Origin of the sequence: Streptomyces sp. CC208A, assembly GCF_030010625.1 — a bacterium.
Classification (GTDB): Bacteria; Actinomycetota; Actinomycetes; order Streptomycetales; family Streptomycetaceae; genus Streptomyces.
Genome location: NZ_JASCXN010000002.1, coordinates 166,061 through 182,654, shown reverse-complemented (window position 1 = coordinate 182,654; position 16,594 = coordinate 166,061). Strand labels below are relative to the sequence as shown.

The following is a 16,594-nucleotide window of genomic DNA, read 5'->3' as shown; positions in this document are numbered from 1 at the left end:
GCGCGTACACGACGGCGCCGCCGGCCCCCTGGGACGGGGGGCCGGCGGCGCCGGGAACTGCGAGCGTCAGACGAGCCAGCCCAGGAAGTGGAGGACGCCGGCGAGCAGATCGGTGATCACGTTCATGGTGGTGCTTCTCCTCGTACAGGTGTTTCGTGGGACAGCGCAGTCGCGGTCTGCAGCCCGCCGCTTGCGCACCGTAATCATCCGACGCCGTACGGGAGTTGAGCGAGAAAACCGGGGACGATCACACGTTCGCGGGAACAACCGCTCCCACGTTCGCCTGTTCGTCGCGGCGGACCAGGGCGGCGTATCGGCCGTCCCGGGCCATCAGCTCCTCATGGGTGCCGCTCTCAGCGATCCGGCCCGCCTCCAGGACGACGATCCGGTCGGCGTCGCGGATGGTGGAGAGGCGATGGGCGATGGTGATCGTGGTGCGCCCGGCGGAGAGGGCGTCGACGGCCTGCTGGACCGCGCGCTCGGTGCGGGTGTCGAGGGCGCTGGTCGCCTCGTCGAGGATGAGCACCGGCGGGTCGCGCAGGATCGTACGGGCGAGGGCGAGGCGCTGCTTCTCGCCGCCGGAGAAGCGGTGGCCTCGCTCGCCGACGAGGGTGTCGTAGCCGTCGGGCAGCGAGGCGATGTGGTCGTGGATCTGGGCGGCCCTGGCGGCGGCCTCCATCTCCGCGTCGGTGGCGTCGGGCTTGGCGAAGCGCAGGTTGTCGGCGACGGAGGCGTGGAAGAGGTACGTCTCCTGGGAGACGACGCCGACGGCCCCGGCGAGGGTGTCGAAGCCGAGGTCGCGGACGTCGACGCCGTCCAGGGTGACCCGACCCTCGGTCACGTCGTACAGCCGGGGCACGAGGTGGCCGAGGGTGGACTTGCCGGAGCCGGTGGGGCCGACGACGGCGAGGCTGCCACCGGCGGGGACGGTGAGGTCGATGCCGGCGAGGGTGGGGCGGCCGGCGCCCTCGGGGTCGTACCGGAAGCCGACCTTCTCGAAGCCGATCTCACCGCGGACGGCGCCGATGCGGACGGGCTCCTCGGGCTCGGTGATGTCCACCGGGAGGTCGAGGTACTCGAAGATGCGCTGGAAGAGCGCGAGCGAGGTCTGTATCTGCACGCCGGTGGAGAGCAGGCTCACGGTGGGCCGGAAGAGGCCCTGCTGGAGCGAGACGAAGGCGACCAGGGTGCCGAGCGATATCGCGGCGCCGCCGGCCTGCACCGCGAGGCCGGCCCCCCAGTAGAGCAGGGCGGGCATGGCGGCCATGACGATCCCGATGACGGACATCCGCCAGCGTCCGGCCATGGAGGAGCGCACTTCGAGGTCGACGAGGCGCTCGGACTCCCGGGCGAAGGACTCGGTCAGCGAGTCGGCGCGGCCCATGGTGCGGCCGAGGAGGATGCCGCTGACGGAGAGGGACTCGGTGACGGTCGCGGCCATGGCGGCCATCTGCTTCTGGCGCTGGGTGGTGATCTGCTTCCGCTCGCGGCCGACCCGCCGGCTGATCCAGACGAAGACGGGGAGCAGAAGGAGCGAGAGGACAGTGAGCCGCCAGTCGAGGGCGAGCATGGCGACCACGGTCGCGACGACGGCGGTGAGGTTGGAGACCAGGGAGGTGGCCGTGGAGGTGACGGTGGCCTGCATGCCGCCGATGTCGTTGGCGATCCGGGACTGGACCTCGCCGGTCCGGGTCCGGGTGAAGAAGGCCAGCGACATCCGCTGGAGCCGGCCGTAGACGGCGGTGCGCAGGTCGTGCATGACGCGCTGGCCCACCGTGGTGGAGATCAGGGTCTGGAGCACGCCGAAGACGCCGGTCAGGACGGCGGTGGCGATCATGCCGAGGGCGAGCAGGCTGAGCAGCCCGGTGCGCCCCTCGGGGATCGCGGTGTCGAGGATCTCCTTGAGGAGGAACGGGGAGGCGACCGAGACCAGCGAGGCGGCGGCGACCAGCAGGCCGACGAGTGCGAGGCGGGCGCGGTAGGGCCGGAAGAGGCCGAGAATGCGCCGCAGCTGGGCGGGCTCCTTCGGCTGCGCGGGATCGCGCGGCGGGGGTGTCCAGGTGGACTCGTCGTGGGGACGCATGGGCTCCTTCGAGGGGTTCGGGACCGCGCCCGAGGGGGCCGGGCCGGATCCGCCCTTCGGGCCGGGCCGGATCCGAAGAGCGGACACGGCCCGGGGGCGGGACATGAAGACACGCATCGGACTATAGCTCACTCTTACCTATGTTCACAATGAGCTAGGTCCTGATATCGTTCCCGCATGAACACCCCCGCCGTGAGCACCCCCGACCCCGACGGGCTCCTCGCCGAGCAGCTGCTCCGGCTCACCCGCCGGCTCCACCGCATCCAGAAGCGCCACCTGGAGCCGGTCGGCATCACCCCGGCCCAGTCCCGGCTCCTTCGCCTGGTCGCGCAGTTCGGCGACGCCCCGCCCCGGATGGCCGACCTCGCCGCCCGCCTGGAGGTCGTCCCGCGTGCCGTGACCAGCCTCGTCGACGGTCTGGAGGCGGCCGGGCGGGTGCGCCGGGTGCCCGATCCGGCCAACCGCCGGGTGGTGCGGATCGAGCTCACCGACGAGGGCCGCGCCACGCTGCGGGAGCTGCGCAGCGCGCGCCGGGCCGCCGCAGAGGACATCCTGGCTCCATTGACCGTCGAACAGCGCGAGGTGCTCGGAGGTCTGCTGACCGCCCTGGCCGGGCCCGCCCCGGAGAGCGGCTGCTGAGGCCTCCGGCGCCCGCGCCGAGGGGAGCCGTGCCATGCCGCTGCTGGAACCGAACCCGCGGTCGCTCCGTCCGGGCCGGAAGCGGACCCCGGCCCCGGACCGGGTCCCGGACCTCCAGGCGCGGGGCACCCCCCGGCGGCTGCGCGAGGACCTGGCGGCGCTGCTCGGCCCCGAGAAGGTGCTCTCGGGCGTCTCCGACCTGGTGCGGTACGCCTCCGACGCCAGCCCCTACCGGTTCCTGCCGCAGGTGGTCGTGGTCGCCGAGGACGTCGACGACGTCTCCGCCGTGCTGTCCTACGCCCGCGGCAAGGGCCGCGAGGTGGTCTTCCGGGCCGCCGGGACCAGTCTCAACGGGCAGGCGCAGGGCGAGGACATCCTCGTCGACGTCCGCCGCCACTGGGCGGGCGTCGAGGTCCTGGACGGCGGCGCCCGGGCCCGGATCCGCCCCGGCACCACCGTCGTCCGCGCCAACGCGGCCCTCGCCCCGTACGGGCGCGTGCTCGGCCCGGACCCTGCCAGCGCGGTCGCCTGCACCATCGGCGGGGTCGTCGCCAACAACGCCTCCGGCATGACCGCGGGCACCGCCCGGAGCGCGTACCGGACGGTCTCCTCGCTCACCTTCGTGCTCCCGAGCGGGACGGTCGTCGACACCGCCGACCCGGCCGCCGACGAGGAGCTGGCCCGCGCAGAGCCACGCCTCTGCGCGGGGCTGCTCGCCCTCAAGGCCGAGATCGAGGCCGATCAGGAGCTCACGGACCGGATCCGCGCCAAGTACGCGATCAAGAACACCAACGGCTACCGTCTCGACGCCTTCCTCGACGGCGCCACCCCGATGGAGATCCTGCGCGGTCTGATGGTCGGCTCCGAGGGCACCTTCGGCTTCCTCTCCGAGGTCGTCCTCGACACCCTGCCGCTCGACCGGCTGGTCTCCACCGCCCTGCTCCTCTTCCCGTCCCTGCCCGCCGCGGCGGCGGCCGTGCCCCGGTTCAACGAGGCCGGGGCGCTGGCCGTCGAGCTCATGGACGGCAACACGCTGCGGGCCTCGGTGCGCGTGCCCGGCGTCCCGGCCGACTGGGCGGGGCTGCCCCGGGACGCCACGGCGCTGCTCGTCGAGTTCCGGGCACCCGACGAGGCCGCACTGGCCGCGTACGAGCGGGCGGCGGACGAGGTCCTCGCCGGGCTCGACCTGGTCGCCCCGACCCCTTCCGTCGACAACGCCTTCACCCGCGACCCCGGGACGATCGCCGGCCACTGGAAGGCCCGCAGGGCGTTCGTGACGGCCGTCGGCGGTTCCCGCCCCGCCGGTACGACCCTGATCACCGAGGACTTCGCGGTGCCCCCGGCCCGGCTGGCCGAGGCCTGCGCGGAGCTGCTCGACCTCCAGGCCCGGCACGGCTTCGACGCGGCCGTCGCCGGTCACGCCGCCCACGGCAACCTGCACTTCCTGCTCGCCTTCGACGCCGCCGACCCGGCCGACGTCGAGCGGTACGCCTCCTTCATGGCCGACTTCTGCAAGCTCACCGTCGAGCGCTTCGACGGCTCGCTGAAGGCCGAGCACGCCACCGGCCGCAACATCGCCCCCTTCCTGGAGCTGGAGTGGGGCCCGAAGGCGACCGAGCTGATGTGGCGGACCAAGGAACTCATCGACCCCGAGGGGGTCCTGGCCCCCCGGATCGTCCTCGACCGGGACCCCCAGGCGCACCTGCGCGGCCTGAAGACCATCCCGGCCGTGGAGCGGATCGCCGACCCGTGCATCGAGTGCGGCTTCTGCGAACCGACCTGCCCCAGCCACGACCTGACGACCACTCCGCGCCAACGGATCGTGCTCCGCCGGGAGATGCTGCGACAGGCCGACGGCTCCCCCGTGGAACAGCGGCTCCTGGAGGCGTACGGCTACGACGCCGTGGACACCTGCGCCGGGGACTCCACCTGCAAGCTGGCCTGCCCCGTCGGCATCGACACCGGCGCGCTGATGAGGGGGTTCCGGCACGAGCGGCACTCCCCGCGCGAGGAGCGGATCGCCGCCCTCGCCGCGAAGCGTTTCCGTCTCGTGGAGACCTCGGCGCGGCTCGCCGTGGGGGGTGCCGGGCGGATGGGCGACGGCTTCATGGAGCGGGTGACCGGCCTCGCCCGCAGGGTCGTCCGGCCCGATCTCGTACCGGAGTGGCTGCCCGAGCTCCCCGGAGCGGCGCCCCGCAGGCTGCCCCGCACCCACCGCCCCGCGGCCGCCGCCGTCTACTACCCGTCCTGCGTCAACCGCGTCTTCGGCAACCCGGAGGGCACCCCCGGCCCCTCCCTGCCGGAGGCCGTCGTCACCGTCTCGGCGCGGGCCGGGCTGCCCGTGTGGATCCCCGAGGACGTGGCCGGTACGTGCTGCGCCACCATCTGGCACTCCAAGGGGTACGAGGAGGGCCACGCGGTGATGGCCAACCGGATCGTCGAGGCCGCCTGGGGCTGGACCGCCGGCGGCCGGCTCCCGCTGGTGGTGGACGCCTCCTCGTGCGCCCTCGGCCTCGCCCGCGAGGTCGTCCCCCACCTCACCGACGACAACCGCGCGCTGCACGCCGAACTGACCGTCCTGGACTCCCCGGTGTGGGCGGCCCGGGAGCTCCTCCCCCGCCTTGAGGTGCGCCGCCGGGTGGGCGCGGCCGTCGTGCACCCGACCTGTTCGATGCGGCACCTCGGCGTCGTGGACGAGCTCACCGAGATCGCCGGGTTCTGCGCCGAGGAGGTCGTCGTGCCGGTCGACGCGGGCTGCTGCGCCTTCGCCGGCGACCGGGGCATGCTCCATCCCGAGCTGACGGCCTCGGCGACGGCCCGCGAGGCCGCCGAGGTCACCGCCCGCCCCTTCGACGCGCACCTCTCGGCCAACCGGATGTGCGAGATCGGCATGGAGCGCGCCACCGGCCGCCGGTACGTCTCCGCCCTCCTCGCCCTGGAGCGCGCCACCCGCCCCTGAGCCCTCCTCAGGAAGGCGTCGGCTCCGCGGGCGTGCGCCAGAGGGCGGTGACCACGAGGTCTCCCGGTACGGCCACGTAGGTGAGGTCGGCCGGGAGGGCGTCCCGCCCCGGTCCGCACCGGCCCCGGACGGCCATCTGGTCGTAGGCGCCCCTGCGGGCCGCGGACCGGGCGTCGGCCTCGGCCCGGGCGGAGGGGCCGAGGCGCTCTCCGAGCCCGAGACCGACCGCCGTGTCGGACAGGGCGTACACGGCGGTGCGCCCCGCCGTGACGACCCCGAAGCGGACCGACGGGCCGTCGTCGGTGCCGTCACCGGCGGTGAAGCCGTGCCGCGTCCCGCACCACGGGCAGGGCCCGTCGTCGACGACCAGCCGCTCGGGTGCGATGCCGAGGTCGGCGGCGAGGAGCGCGTACAGGAGCCGCCGGGGCTCGTACGGCTCCCGGCCGGTCGGCGTGGCGAGCCAGAAGGCCGGCCGGCCCGTCCGGACGACGCGGGGCGGCGGACCCCCCGCCGCCGGGTCGAGGAGGCGGGGCGGCTCCGGCTCACGCCGGGCGAAGGGCTCGAGCGCCGGGTAGGGGGCACCCCGGGTGGCGGCCATCCGCTCCGGGGTCCAGTAGGGGTGGTCGCTCCCGAGGTGCGGGCGCTCCCGGCCCTCCCGCTTGTACCGAGGCGGGCGCCCCCTGCGCGGTGGTTCCTCCATGGTGCTCCACCCCTCTCCCGACTGCTCGCACGAAGGCGGTCACATGGCTCCGGCCGCCATGTCCATGATGGCGACCATCTGGAGCGTCCTGTTGTCGAACCGGGGGAGTGTAGATGTTCCCCAGGTCGTCGAGGATCGTGTTGACGCCGTAGATCTCCCCCTCCTGTGTGGTCGCGTCGAAGCCGTGGAGCCAGGGGCCGCCGCTGGCGCCCTGTTCCATGGTGGGGCAGTTGACCCAGATCAGCTTCCTCGGCGGCAGGGTGGGCTCGGTCAGGTCCTCGCAGTGCTCCTGGTTCTTGCCGTCGTACCCCCCTGCGGCGGGGTAGCCGGTGATGTGCACGTTCGCGGTGGCGCTCGGCGTGGTGCGGAGGGGAAGGGCGCCGGCCACGTCCGCGACGGTCTCGCCCTCGGCGTCGTCGTTGACGACCAGGACGCCGTAGTCGTGCGTCTCGTCCGCGTCGCCGGCCCACAGTCCGTCCGTGGCGACGTCGGCCACCGTGAACAGGCCGAGCGGCTCCTCCCCGTTCTCGAACGCGGGCACGAAGGCGAAGTTGGTGAACCACTCCCCGCCCGGTCCGCCGTGCTCGACGCAGTGCGCCGCCGCGATCACGACCCTTCCGGAGGGCGAGTCCACCACGGTCCCCGTGCAGGAACCCGGCTGTCCGCCGGGGAAGTTGAAGAAGACCTTCCCCACCTGGTCGATCGCCTGCCCGGGGACGGGACCGGAGGCCCGCGCCGTCTCCGCCCCACCCCGGCCGGCCGTCGCCGTCTGCCACCGGCACGGGCACCACCGGCACACCCGTCACCGACGCGCACGGCTTCCTCGATGCGCTCCGGCGTCCAGTACGCGCGCAGCGCCTTCTCCCGCTCGGCCCTGGACTTCCCGACCGATCCCGGTACGTCGATCCGCGCCGGTCCGACGGACACCGCGCCGCCCTCCTCCGCTCCCGCCGGGGCCGCGGCACCGGCCAGTGAGGCGGCCACCGTCAGCGACGCCGGCAGAGCGCCCCACCGGCCCTTCCGGCCCTGTCGGTTCCTGGCGCGCGAGGACAGTCCGTGCATGAACTGCTCTCATCAGAGCCGGAGTTGACCGTGACATCGGCTGTAACCCTTGGTCACACCCAAGTCGCCCGTCAAGCAAGCCCCTTCGGTCCCACACGCCTCCGCGGCGGTCGCGGGACCCTGCCCGACCGGGTGTCCTCGACCGAAAACCCGTTGCCCCGGGGCGGGCGGAAGGGCGAACCTGACAAGGACCCCGCCGGCGTGCGCCCGCGTGCCGCCGTCCGGCTCCGCGTCCACCCCCCGTCCACCCCCCGTCCGCCCCCGAACAGCCTTTGGGACGTCATGCAGATCCATCAACTCCCGTACGCCGACCCGGGGGTTCCCGACGTCCGCTCGGGCACCCGGTTCCTGGTCTGGCTCGGACGCATGCAGATCGGCGGACAGGCGAGGTCCCTGCTGTGGGGGCTGCTGCTCCAGCTGTCCATCGCCGCCCTCCCGCTCGGTGTCGGCCTCGCCGTGCAGGCCGTCGTCGAGCACGACGGCGGCCTGCTCGCCCTCGGCTGCGGCGTGCTCGTGGCCCTGGGCGTCGGCATCGCCGTCGGCGACACGATGCTCCACCGCACCGCCGTCACCAACTGGATCACCGCCGCCGCCCGCGTCCAGCAGCTCCTCGCCCGCAAGACGGCCGAGCTCGGCTCGCTGCTGACCCGCCGGGTCGCGGCCGGCGAGGTCGTCGCCGTCTCCACGTCCGACGTGGAGAAGATCGGCTGGTTCGTGGAGGCGTTCTCCCGCTTCGCCGCCTCCGCCGTCACCCTGGTCGCGGTCTGCGCGGGACTCGTCGTGTACGAGCCGGCGCTCGGTCTCGTCGTGGCGCTCGGCGTCCCGGCGCTCGCGCTCGCCTCGCTGCCGCTCCTGCCCGCCGCCACCCGCCGCGCCGACGAGCAGCGTGCCAAGGCCGGCAAGGCCACCGAACTCGCCTCCGACACCGTGGCCGGCCTGCGGGTGCTGCGCGGGATCGGTGGCGAGGAGCTGTTCCTGGGCCGCTACCGGACCGCCTCCCAGGAGGTGCGCCGCACGGCCGTGCGCAGCGCCCGCATGTGGGCCCTGATCGCCGCCGTCCAGGTCCTGCTGCCCGGCGTGCTCCTGATCGCCGTCGTCGGGTACGGGGCGGGGCTCGTGTCCGACGGGCGGATCTCGGTGGGCGCGCTGGTGACGGTGTACGGCGCGGTGGCGCTGACCCACCATCCGCTGCGGACCGTGGAGGAGATCGGGATGGCCTTCGCCTTCTCCCGGCCGTCCGCGAAGCGCGCCGCCCGCGTCCTGGCGCTGCGCCGCGCCACCGAGCCCACCGAGGCCGCCGAGGGGTCCGGCGGTGAGACGGCCGACGGCGACCTGTACGACCCGTCGAGCGGGCTGCTCGCCCCCGCGGGCCGGTTCACCGCCGTGGTCTGCGGCGACCCGGACCTCGCCGGGCGGCTCGCGGACCGGCTCGGCGGCCATCCGGCCGAACCCGCCGGGGACCACGCCTCCGTGCTGCTCGGCGGCGTCCCGCTCGACGGGCTTCCGCTGGAGGAGGCCCGGACGGCGGTCCTGGTGCAGGACAAGGAGCCGGTGCTGCTCTCCGGGACCCTGAGCGAACTCCTCGACGTGCCCTCCTCCGGAGCCGTACGGCCCGAGGAGGCGCTGGCCGCCGCCCAGTGCGACGACGTCCTCGACGCGCTCGCCCAGGCGTCGGTCGGCGCGGACGGCGATCCGATGCGGACCCGGATCACCGAGCGGGGCCGGTCCCTCTCGGGCGGCCAGCGCCAGCGGCTCGCCCTGGCCCGTTCGCTCGTCGCCGATCCGCGGGTGCTCGTCCTGGACGAGCCGACCTCGGCGGTCGACTCGCACACCGAGGCCCGGGTGGCGGCCGGGATCAGGAAGCTGCGCGCGGGCGCGACGACGGTGGTCCTCGCCTCCTCCCCGCTGCTGCTCGACCTCGCCGACCGGGTGGTCCTGATCCACGAGGGGCGCGCGGTCGCCGCGGGCACCCACCGCGAGCTGCTCGCCGCGGAGCCGCGCTACCGGGCGGTCGTGACCCGGGAGACGGACGAGGAGCTGAACGGCCTGGACGAAGACCCGAAGCCCCTCGACGGCCTGGACGAACTGAACGCCCTGGACGACCTGGACGACCTGGACGACCTCGAAGCGCTGAAAGGGGAATCGGCATGATCGGCCTGGCGCCGCCCTCGTACGACCCGGCGGCCCCGACGACCGCCACCACCCTGCCCGTCGCGGCCACCGCGACCGTCCGGGCCTACGTCCGTGATCTGCTCCGCCGGCACCGCACCGCCTTCGCGCTCCTCGTCGGGGTGAACGCGGTCGCCGTCGTCGTCTCCATGGCCGGGCCCTATCTGCTCGGCCGCCTGGTGGACCGGCTCTCCGACGGCGCCGCCGACCTGCGCCTGGAGCGCACGCTCGTCCTCTTCGCCGCCGCGGTCGTCGTGCAGGCCGTGTTCGTGCGGATGGTCCGGCTGCGCGGGGCGATGCTCGGCGAGGAGATGCTGGCCGACCTGCGGGAGGACTTCCTGGTCCGGGCCGTCGGGCTGCCGCCGGGCGTCCTGGAGCGCGCGGGCACCGGCGACCTGCTCTCCCGCATCACCACCGACGTCGACCGGCTCGCGAACGCCATGCGCGAGGCCGTGCCCCAGCTCGTGATCGGCGTGGTGTGGGCGGGCCTCCTGATCGGCGGCCTCGCCGTCACCTCGCCACCGCTCGCCCTCGCCGCGCTGATCGCGGCCCCGCTGCTGATCGCCGGCTGCCGCTGGTACTTCCGGCGCGCCCCGGCGGCCTACCGCTCGGAGGCGGCCGGGTACGCGGCGGTGGCCGCGGCCCTCGCCGAGACGGTGGACGCGGGGCGGACGGTGGAGGCGCACCGGCTCGGCGCCCGCCGGGTCGCGCTCTCGGACCGGCGGGTCCTGGAGTGGACGCGATGGGAGCGGTACACCCTCTTCCTCCGCTCGGTGCTCTTCCCGGTCGTGACGGTCACCCATACGACGGTGCTGTGCGGGGTGCTCGCCATCGGCGGCTTCTGCGTCTTCCGGGGCTGGATGGACGTGGGCCAGCTGACGACGGGTGCGCTGCTCGCGCAGATGCTGGTGGACCCGATCGGGATCGTGCTGCGCTGGTACGACGAACTCCAGGTCGCGCAGGTGTCGTTGGCCCGTCTGGTCGGCGTCCGTGACATCGAGCCCGACGTCGGCGACGAGACCGTACGGCCCGAGGGGCGCACGGTCGCCGCGGACGGGGTGCGGTTCGGCTACCGGGAGGGCGTGGACGTGCTGCACGACGTGTCCCTCGCGGTGGCGCCGGGCACCCGGCTCGCCCTGGTCGGCCCGTCCGGCGCGGGCAAGTCCACGCTGGGCCGGCTGCTCGCCGGTATCTACGGGCCCCGCACGGGCGAGGTCACGCTGGGCGGCGCCGAGCTGGCGCGGATGCCGGCCGAGCGGGTGCGCGAGCACGTGGCCCTGGTCAACCAGGAGCACCACGTCTTCGTCGGCTCGCTCCGCGACAACCTGCTCCTCGCCCGCCCGGGGGCCGCCGACGGGGAACTGTGGGAGGCCCTGGCGGCCGTGGACGCGGAGGCCTGGGCGCGCGGCCTCGACGAGGGCCTGGACACGGAGGTCGGCTCCGGCGGCCGGACACTGACCCCGGCGCAGGCCCAGCAGATCGCGCTGGCCCGGCTCGTCCTGGCGGACCCGCACACCCTGGTCCTGGACGAGGCGACCTCCCTGCTCGACCCCCGGGCCGCCCGCCACCTGGAACGCTCCCTGGGCCAGGTCCTGGACGGCCGGACGGTCGTGGCGATCGCCCACCGCCTGCACACCGCGCACGACGCCGACCTGATCGCGGTCGTCGAGGCCGGCCGCATCACCGAGCTGGGCAGCCACGACGAGCTGGTCGCGGCGGACGGCGCGTACGCGGCGCTCTGGCGCTCCTGGCACGGCTAGGCAGGCCGCGGGGAACGGGGGCGTACCGCCTGCGTCGGTACGCCCCCGTTCCGTGTCCCGTCAGGGCGCCGCGAGGGTGGCGATCACCCCGGCGGCGACCTCCGGGTCGCCGAGCAGGTCGTTGTGGCCCATGTCGCCGACCTGGACGTTGCGGGCTCCTGCGAGGGCGGTGCTGCCGGTGGGCAGGATCTGGCCGTCGCCGGCGGACCAGAAGGTGGTGTAGCGGACGGTGCCGGGCGTCTCGTCGCCCTCGTTGAGGCGGGAGACCACGTACGAGCCCGGGGTCATGTCCCGGCAGCCCTGGTCCCACAGGGCGCAGGCCCACGCCAGGGTGGTGCCGTGGTTGGGGCCGGCCAGGGAGATCCAGTCGCGGACCTTCGCGGCGCCGCCGCCGTGCTTCACGTACCAGCGGGTGGGCAGGGAGCCGAGGCTGTGCGCGACGAGGTCGACCCGGTCGGCGCCGGTGGTGCGCAGCACCTCGTCCACGTACCCGGCGAGCTGTCCGGCGAGGACCTCGTTGGTGGAGCGGGAGGTGTCGTAGCTCCACGCGAAGATCCGGTCGGCGGGGTGGCCCGCGGCCCGGAGGCGCTCGCTCAGGGAGCCCCAGACGCCGGGGCCGGCGTTGCGTCCGTGCACGAGGATCACCGGCCGGGGCCCGGCGGCGGCCGGGCCGCTGTCGGCGGTGGCGGGCGGGGCGGCCGGGGCCGCGAGGAGCAGGGCGGCGGCGAGAGCGGTGACGAGGGTGGTGACGCTGCGGCGCATGGGGCCTCCGGTGGGGTCGGGGCGGGAGCGGTGCGGGGTCACCGGAAATCTGGTGCGCCCGCGCGCCCGCCAAACCCCGGCGCCGGAAGAACCCACGCCGGAAGCGCCCTCGTCGGAGTCACGGAATCAGAAGAAGCCGAGTGCCGTCGCCCCGCCCACGCCGCCGAGGACCATGAAAGCCGGCATGAGGACCTTCAGCTCGACCCAGCTGCCGGCGCGGAAGCGCATGCCCTTGGGCGGGCCGATCGGGTACCAGCGCTTGCGGGCGATGGGGATCGGCCACAGGATCGGGCAGCCGGAGACGGTGAGCGCGTCGCCGATGTCGTGGACGAGGGCGCCGAGGACGATCGGCAGGCCCAGCCACAGGTACTCCTGGCCGGGGCCGGTGAAGAGCCAGTCCGAGCCGTTGCCCGGCTGGTCGAGGACGCCGGCGAGGATCCAGGCGCTGGTCGCGCCGAGCAGCCAGACGAGGATGTCGCTGGAGACGCGGGCGGCCCGCCACAGCAGGCCCTCGACGGCGAGGACGAGGTGGACGAAGAGGATGGCGAGGACCGCCCAGCGGCCGCCGGTGACGGCCACGGCCGAGCAGCCGCCGCCGATGAGCACGGCCCACAGCCAGGTGTGGGTGAGGGTGCGGTGGCCGCCGGAGCGGCGCGGGTCCTGGGGGCTGCGGGTCGCCTTGTAGACGGCGTACGAGAGCTTGTCGACGATCTCGCACAGGCCCCGGGAGACGGGGCCGAAGGCGCGCGAGATGGTGGCCGACTTGTGGTCCAGGTCGGGGGCGAGGGCGGCGCCCGCGCACAGCAGGGCGCCGGCGAGGAGCACCGGCCAGGGCATGGGGTGGTCGAAGGCGGCCGCGGCGGCTCCCACGCCGAGCCAGGCCGCTGCTCCGGACAGCGAGTGCGCCGGTCCCATCATGTTCGGTGTCGCCCCGTTTCTCCCCTGCCGGCGTCGAGTTGACGGCCGGTCGACGGAGCAGCCTATCGGGCGTGATCTTCGGGTCCGACGGCCGGTTGCCTCATCCGAGCGGAATACAGGCAAGATGGGAGCGTGACCCTTATCGATCAGCTGCCACCGACCGCCGACCCCGACGCTCTCTTCGAGGCCTTCTCCACCTGGGCCGAGGAGCGGGGCATCACGCTCTACCCGGCGCAGGAGGAGGCGCTGATCGAGGTGGTGTCGGGGGCGAACGTGATCCTGTCGACGCCGACGGGCTCCGGGAAGTCGCTGGTGGCGGCGGGGGCGCACTTCACGGCGCTCGCCAACGACCAGGTCACCTTCTACACGGCGCCGATCAAGGCGCTGGTGTCGGAGAAGTTCTTCGACCTGTGCAAGATCTTCGGCACGGAGAACGTCGGCATGCTGACCGGCGACGCGTCGGTGAACGCGGACGCGCCGGTCATCTGCTGCACGGCCGAGGTCCTCGCCTCGATCGCGCTGCGCGACGGCAAGGACGCCGACATCGGCCAGGTCGTCATGGACGAGTTCCACTTCTACGCGGAGCAGGACCGCGGCTGGGCCTGGCAGATCCCGCTCCTGGAACTGCCGCAGGCGCAGTTCGTGCTGATGTCGGCGACCCTCGGCGACGTGTCGATGTTCGAGAAGGACCTGACGCGGCGGACCGGGCGTCCGACGGCGACGGTCCGGTCGGCGACGCGGCCGGTGCCGCTGTCGTACGAGTACCGGATGACGCCGATCACCGAGACCCTGACCGAGCTCCTGGAGACCAAGCAGGCGCCGGTGTACATCGTGCACTTCACGCAGGCGCAGGCGGTGGAGCGGGCGCAGTCGCTGATGAGCATCAACATGTGCACGCGGGAGGAGAAGGACCGGATCGCCGAGATGATCGGCAACTTCCGGTTCACCACCTCCTTCGGCCGCAACCTCTCCCGCTATGTGCGGCACGGCATCGGCGTGCACCACGCGGGCATGCTGCCGAAGTACCGGCGGCTCGTGGAGAAGCTGGCGCAGGCGGGTCTGCTGAAGGTGATCTGCGGCACGGACACCCTGGGCGTGGGCGTGAACGTGCCGATCCGCACGGTCCTCTTCACCGCGCTGACGAAGTACGACGGCAACCGGGTGCGGACGCTGCGGGCCCGTGAGTTCCACCAGATCGCGGGCCGGGCGGGCCGGGCCGGCTTCGACACGGCCGGTTTCGTGGTGGCGCAGGCGCCCGAGCACGTCATCGAGAACGAGAAGGCGCTCGCGAAGGCGGGCGACGACCCGAAGAAGCGGCGCAAGGTGGTCCGCAAGAAGGCGCCGGAGGGCTTCGTCGCCTGGTCGGAGAACACCTTCGAGAAGCTGATCGCCTCCGAGCCGGAGCCGCTGACCTCCCGCTTCCGCGTCACCCACACCATGCTGCTCTCGGTGATCGCACGGCCAGGGAACGCCTTCGAGGCGATGCGCAAGCTCCTGGAGGACAACCACGAGCCGCGGAAGAACCAGCTCCGGCACATCCGCCGGGCGATCGCGATCTACCGGTCGCTGCTCGACGGCGGCGTGGTGGAGCAGCTGGAGAAGCCGGACGCGGAGGGCCGCACGATCCGGCTGACCGTCGACCTCCAGCAGGACTTCGCGCTCAACCAGCCGCTGTCGACGTTCGCGCTCGCCGCCTTCGACCTGCTGGACCCCGAATCCCCCTCGTACGCCCTCGACATGGTCTCCGTGGTCGAGTCGACGCTCGACGACCCGCGCCAGATCCTCGCCGCCATGCAGAACAAGGCGCGCGGGGAGGCCGTCGGGCAGATGAAGGCGGACGGCGTCGAGTACGAGGAGCGGATGGAGCGGCTCCAGGACATCTCGTACCCGAAGCCGCTGGAGGAGCTGCTCTGGCACGCGTACAACGTGTACCGGAAGTCGCACCCGTGGGTCGGCGACCACCCGGTGTCGCCGAAGTCCGTCATCCGTGACATGTACGAACGGGCCCTGACCTTCACCGAGTTCACCTCGTACTACGAGCTGGCGCGGACCGAGGGCATCGTGCTGCGGTACCTGGCGAGCGCGTACAAGGCGCTGGACCACACCATCCCTGACGACCTGAAGACGGACGACCTGGAGGACCTGATCGCCTGGCTGGGCGAGATGGTGCGCCAGGTGGACTCCTCGCTGCTCGACGAGTGGGAGCAGCTGGCCAACCCGGACGTGGAGACGGCCGAGGAGGCGCAGGAGAAGGCCGACCAGGTCAAGCCGGTCACGGCGAACGCCCGCGCCTTCCGGGTCCTGGTGCGCAACGCGATGTTCCGGCGGGTCGAGCTGGCCGCCCTCGACAAGGTCGGGGAGCTGGGCGAGATGGACGCCGAGTCCGGCTGGGACGCGGACGCGTGGGGCGAGGCGATGGACGCGTACTGGGACGAGTACGACGACCTGGGGACGGGTCCCGACGCGCGCGGCCCGAAGCTGCTCTCCATCGAGGAGGACCCGGCGCACGGCCTGTGGCGCGTCCGGCAGACCTTCGCCGACCCCAACGGCGACCATGACTGGGGCATCAGCGCGGAGGTGGACCTGGCGGCCTCCGACGAGGAGGGCCGGGCGGTCGTCCGCGTGACGTCGGTCGGACAGCTGTAGAGGACATCCGAGGACACCCGAGGAGGACGCTCGTGACCAACCCCGCCGACAGGCTCGTGGACCTGCTCGACCTGGAGCGGATCGAGGTGAACATCTTCCGCGGCCGCAGCCCGCAGGAATCGCTCCAGCGGGTCTTCGGCGGGCAGGTCGCGGGGCAGGCCCTGGTGGCGGCCGGGCGGACCGTGGACGAGGACCGCCCGGTGCACTCGCTGCACGCGTACTTCCTGCGGCCGGGCCGGCCGGGCGTGCCGATCGTCTACCAGGTGGAGCGGGTCCGGGACGGCCGGTCGTTCACGACCCGCCGGGTCACGGCCGTCCAGGAGGGCCGGACGATCTTCAATCTGACGGCCTCCTTCCACCTCCCCGAGCCGGGTGCCTTCGAGCACCAGCTGCCGCCCCGGCACCTGGTGGACCCGGAGACCCTGCCGAAGCTGGCGGACGAGATCCGCGACCACCTCGGGGCGCTGCCGGAGGCGCTGGAGCGGATGGCCCGCCGCCAGCCCTTCGACATCCGGTACGTGGACCGGCTGCGCTGGACGAAGGACGAGGTCAAGGACGCGGACCCGCGCAGCGCGGTGTGGATGCGGGCGGTGGGGCCGCTGGGCGACGACCCGCTGGTGCACACCTGCGCGGTGACGTACGCCTCCGACATGACCCTCCTCGACGCGGTGCGGATCCCGGTCGAGCCCCTGTGGGGACCGCGCGGCTTCGACATGGCGTCGCTGGACCACGCGATGTGGTTCCACAGGCCGTTCCGGGCGGACGAGTGGTTCCTGTACGAGCAGGAGTCCCCGGTCGCGACCGGCGGCCGGGGACTGGCCCGGGGCCGGATCTACGACCGGGCGGGCCGGATGCTCGTGTCGGTGGTCCAGGAGGGCCTGTTCCGGCGGGTCTGA

At 73.6% G+C, this 16,594-nt stretch carries 12 protein-coding genes; 6 read left to right on the top strand and 6 right to left on the bottom strand.

Annotated features, from left to right (window positions below; translation table 11 throughout):
* Nucleotides 1–66: 66 nt before the first annotated feature.
* Together QK442_RS03120 and QK442_RS03115 are read right to left on the bottom strand one after the other, a co-directional pair.
* Nucleotides 67–198 (bottom strand): hypothetical protein, encoded by a 132-nt coding sequence (locus QK442_RS03120; RefSeq protein ID WP_282692214.1) that lies wholly within the window; start codon nucleotides 196–198, stop codon nucleotides 67–69.
* A gap of 49 nt (nucleotides 199–247) precedes the next feature.
* Nucleotides 248–2,083: an ABC transporter ATP-binding protein gene (locus QK442_RS03115; RefSeq protein WP_282692213.1), complete on the bottom strand. Its 1,836-nt coding sequence runs from the start codon at nucleotides 2,081–2,083 to the stop codon at nucleotides 248–250.
* Nucleotides 2,084–2,260: 177 nt separating this feature from the next.
* Here QK442_RS03115 and QK442_RS03110 point away from each other — a divergent pair, with 177 nt between their 5' ends.
* Together QK442_RS03110 and QK442_RS03105 are read left to right on the top strand one after the other, a co-directional pair.
* Nucleotides 2,261–2,722 carry a MarR family transcriptional regulator gene (locus QK442_RS03110; protein ID WP_282692212.1) on the top strand — a complete coding sequence of 154 codons (462 nt, stop codon included), beginning with the start codon at nucleotides 2,261–2,263 and terminating at the stop codon, nucleotides 2,720–2,722.
* 34 nt (nucleotides 2,723–2,756) lie between these two features.
* Nucleotides 2,757–5,681, top strand: a complete 2,925-nt coding sequence (locus QK442_RS03105) for an FAD-binding and (Fe-S)-binding domain-containing protein (RefSeq protein WP_282692211.1) — start codon at nucleotides 2,757–2,759, stop codon at nucleotides 5,679–5,681.
* A 7-nt stretch (nucleotides 5,682–5,688) separates the two neighbouring features.
* Here the strand turns inward: QK442_RS03105 and QK442_RS03100 are convergent, their stop codons facing one another.
* Entirely contained in the window at nucleotides 5,689–6,279 is a 591-nt protein-coding gene (locus QK442_RS03100) for a hypothetical protein (protein ID WP_282692210.1), read from the bottom strand.
* Nucleotides 6,224–7,075: a hypothetical protein gene (locus QK442_RS03095; protein WP_282692209.1), complete on the bottom strand. Its 852-nt coding sequence runs from the start codon at nucleotides 7,073–7,075 to the stop codon at nucleotides 6,224–6,226. The genes QK442_RS03100 and QK442_RS03095 overlap by 56 nt, the downstream gene beginning before the upstream one ends.
* A gap of 650 nt (nucleotides 7,076–7,725) precedes the next feature.
* Between QK442_RS03095 and QK442_RS03090 the strand changes: the two genes are divergently transcribed.
* On the top strand, nucleotides 7,726–9,594 hold the full coding sequence (locus tag QK442_RS03090; RefSeq protein ID WP_282692208.1) for an ABC transporter ATP-binding protein: 1,869 nt from the start codon (nucleotides 7,726–7,728) through the stop codon (nucleotides 9,592–9,594).
* Nucleotides 9,591–11,372 (top strand): ABC transporter ATP-binding protein, encoded by a 1,782-nt coding sequence (locus tag QK442_RS03085; protein WP_282692207.1) that lies wholly within the window; start codon nucleotides 9,591–9,593, stop codon nucleotides 11,370–11,372. The genes QK442_RS03090 and QK442_RS03085 overlap by 4 nt, the downstream gene beginning before the upstream one ends.
* Before the next feature lie 60 nt (nucleotides 11,373–11,432).
* On the opposite strand, the gene QK442_RS03080 is transcribed toward QK442_RS03085, so the two are convergent.
* On the bottom strand, nucleotides 11,433–12,134 hold the full coding sequence (locus QK442_RS03080) for a triacylglycerol lipase (protein ID WP_282692206.1): 702 nt from the start codon (nucleotides 12,132–12,134) through the stop codon (nucleotides 11,433–11,435).
* Nucleotides 12,135–12,260: 126 nt separating this feature from the next.
* Nucleotides 12,261–13,052: a metal-dependent hydrolase gene (locus tag QK442_RS03075; protein ID WP_282692205.1), complete on the bottom strand. Its 792-nt coding sequence runs from the start codon at nucleotides 13,050–13,052 to the stop codon at nucleotides 12,261–12,263.
* 132 nt (nucleotides 13,053–13,184) lie between these two features.
* On the opposite strand from QK442_RS03075, the gene QK442_RS03070 reads away from it, so the two are divergent.
* On the top strand, nucleotides 13,185–15,698 hold the full coding sequence (locus QK442_RS03070; RefSeq protein ID WP_282692204.1) for a DEAD/DEAH box helicase: 2,514 nt from the start codon (nucleotides 13,185–13,187) through the stop codon (nucleotides 15,696–15,698).
* Nucleotides 15,699–15,730: 32 nt separating this feature from the next.
* Nucleotides 15,731–16,594: an acyl-CoA thioesterase II gene (locus QK442_RS03065; protein WP_282692203.1), complete on the top strand. Its 864-nt coding sequence runs from the start codon at nucleotides 15,731–15,733 to the stop codon at nucleotides 16,592–16,594.

Bases quoted from the DNA above. Each gene is read 5' to 3' on its own strand.
- QK442_RS03115 (WP_282692213.1), bottom strand. From the start codon at position 2,083: ATGCGTCCCCACGACGAGTCCACCTGGACACCCCCGCCGCGCGATCCC.
- QK442_RS03110 (WP_282692212.1), top strand. From the start codon at position 2,261: ATGAACACCCCCGCCGTGAGCACCCCCGACCCCGACGGGCTCCTCGCC.
- QK442_RS03105 (WP_282692211.1), top strand. From the start codon at position 2,757: ATGCCGCTGCTGGAACCGAACCCGCGGTCGCTCCGTCCGGGCCGGAAG.
- QK442_RS03100 (WP_282692210.1), bottom strand. From the start codon at position 6,279: ATGGCCGCCACCCGGGGTGCCCCCTACCCGGCGCTCGAGCCCTTCGCC.
- QK442_RS03090 (WP_282692208.1), top strand. From the start codon at position 7,726: ATGCAGATCCATCAACTCCCGTACGCCGACCCGGGGGTTCCCGACGTC.
- QK442_RS03085 (WP_282692207.1), top strand. From the start codon at position 9,591: ATGATCGGCCTGGCGCCGCCCTCGTACGACCCGGCGGCCCCGACGACC.
- QK442_RS03080 (WP_282692206.1), bottom strand. From the start codon at position 12,134: ATGCGCCGCAGCGTCACCACCCTCGTCACCGCTCTCGCCGCCGCCCTG.
- QK442_RS03075 (WP_282692205.1), bottom strand. From the start codon at position 13,052: ATGATGGGACCGGCGCACTCGCTGTCCGGAGCAGCGGCCTGGCTCGGC.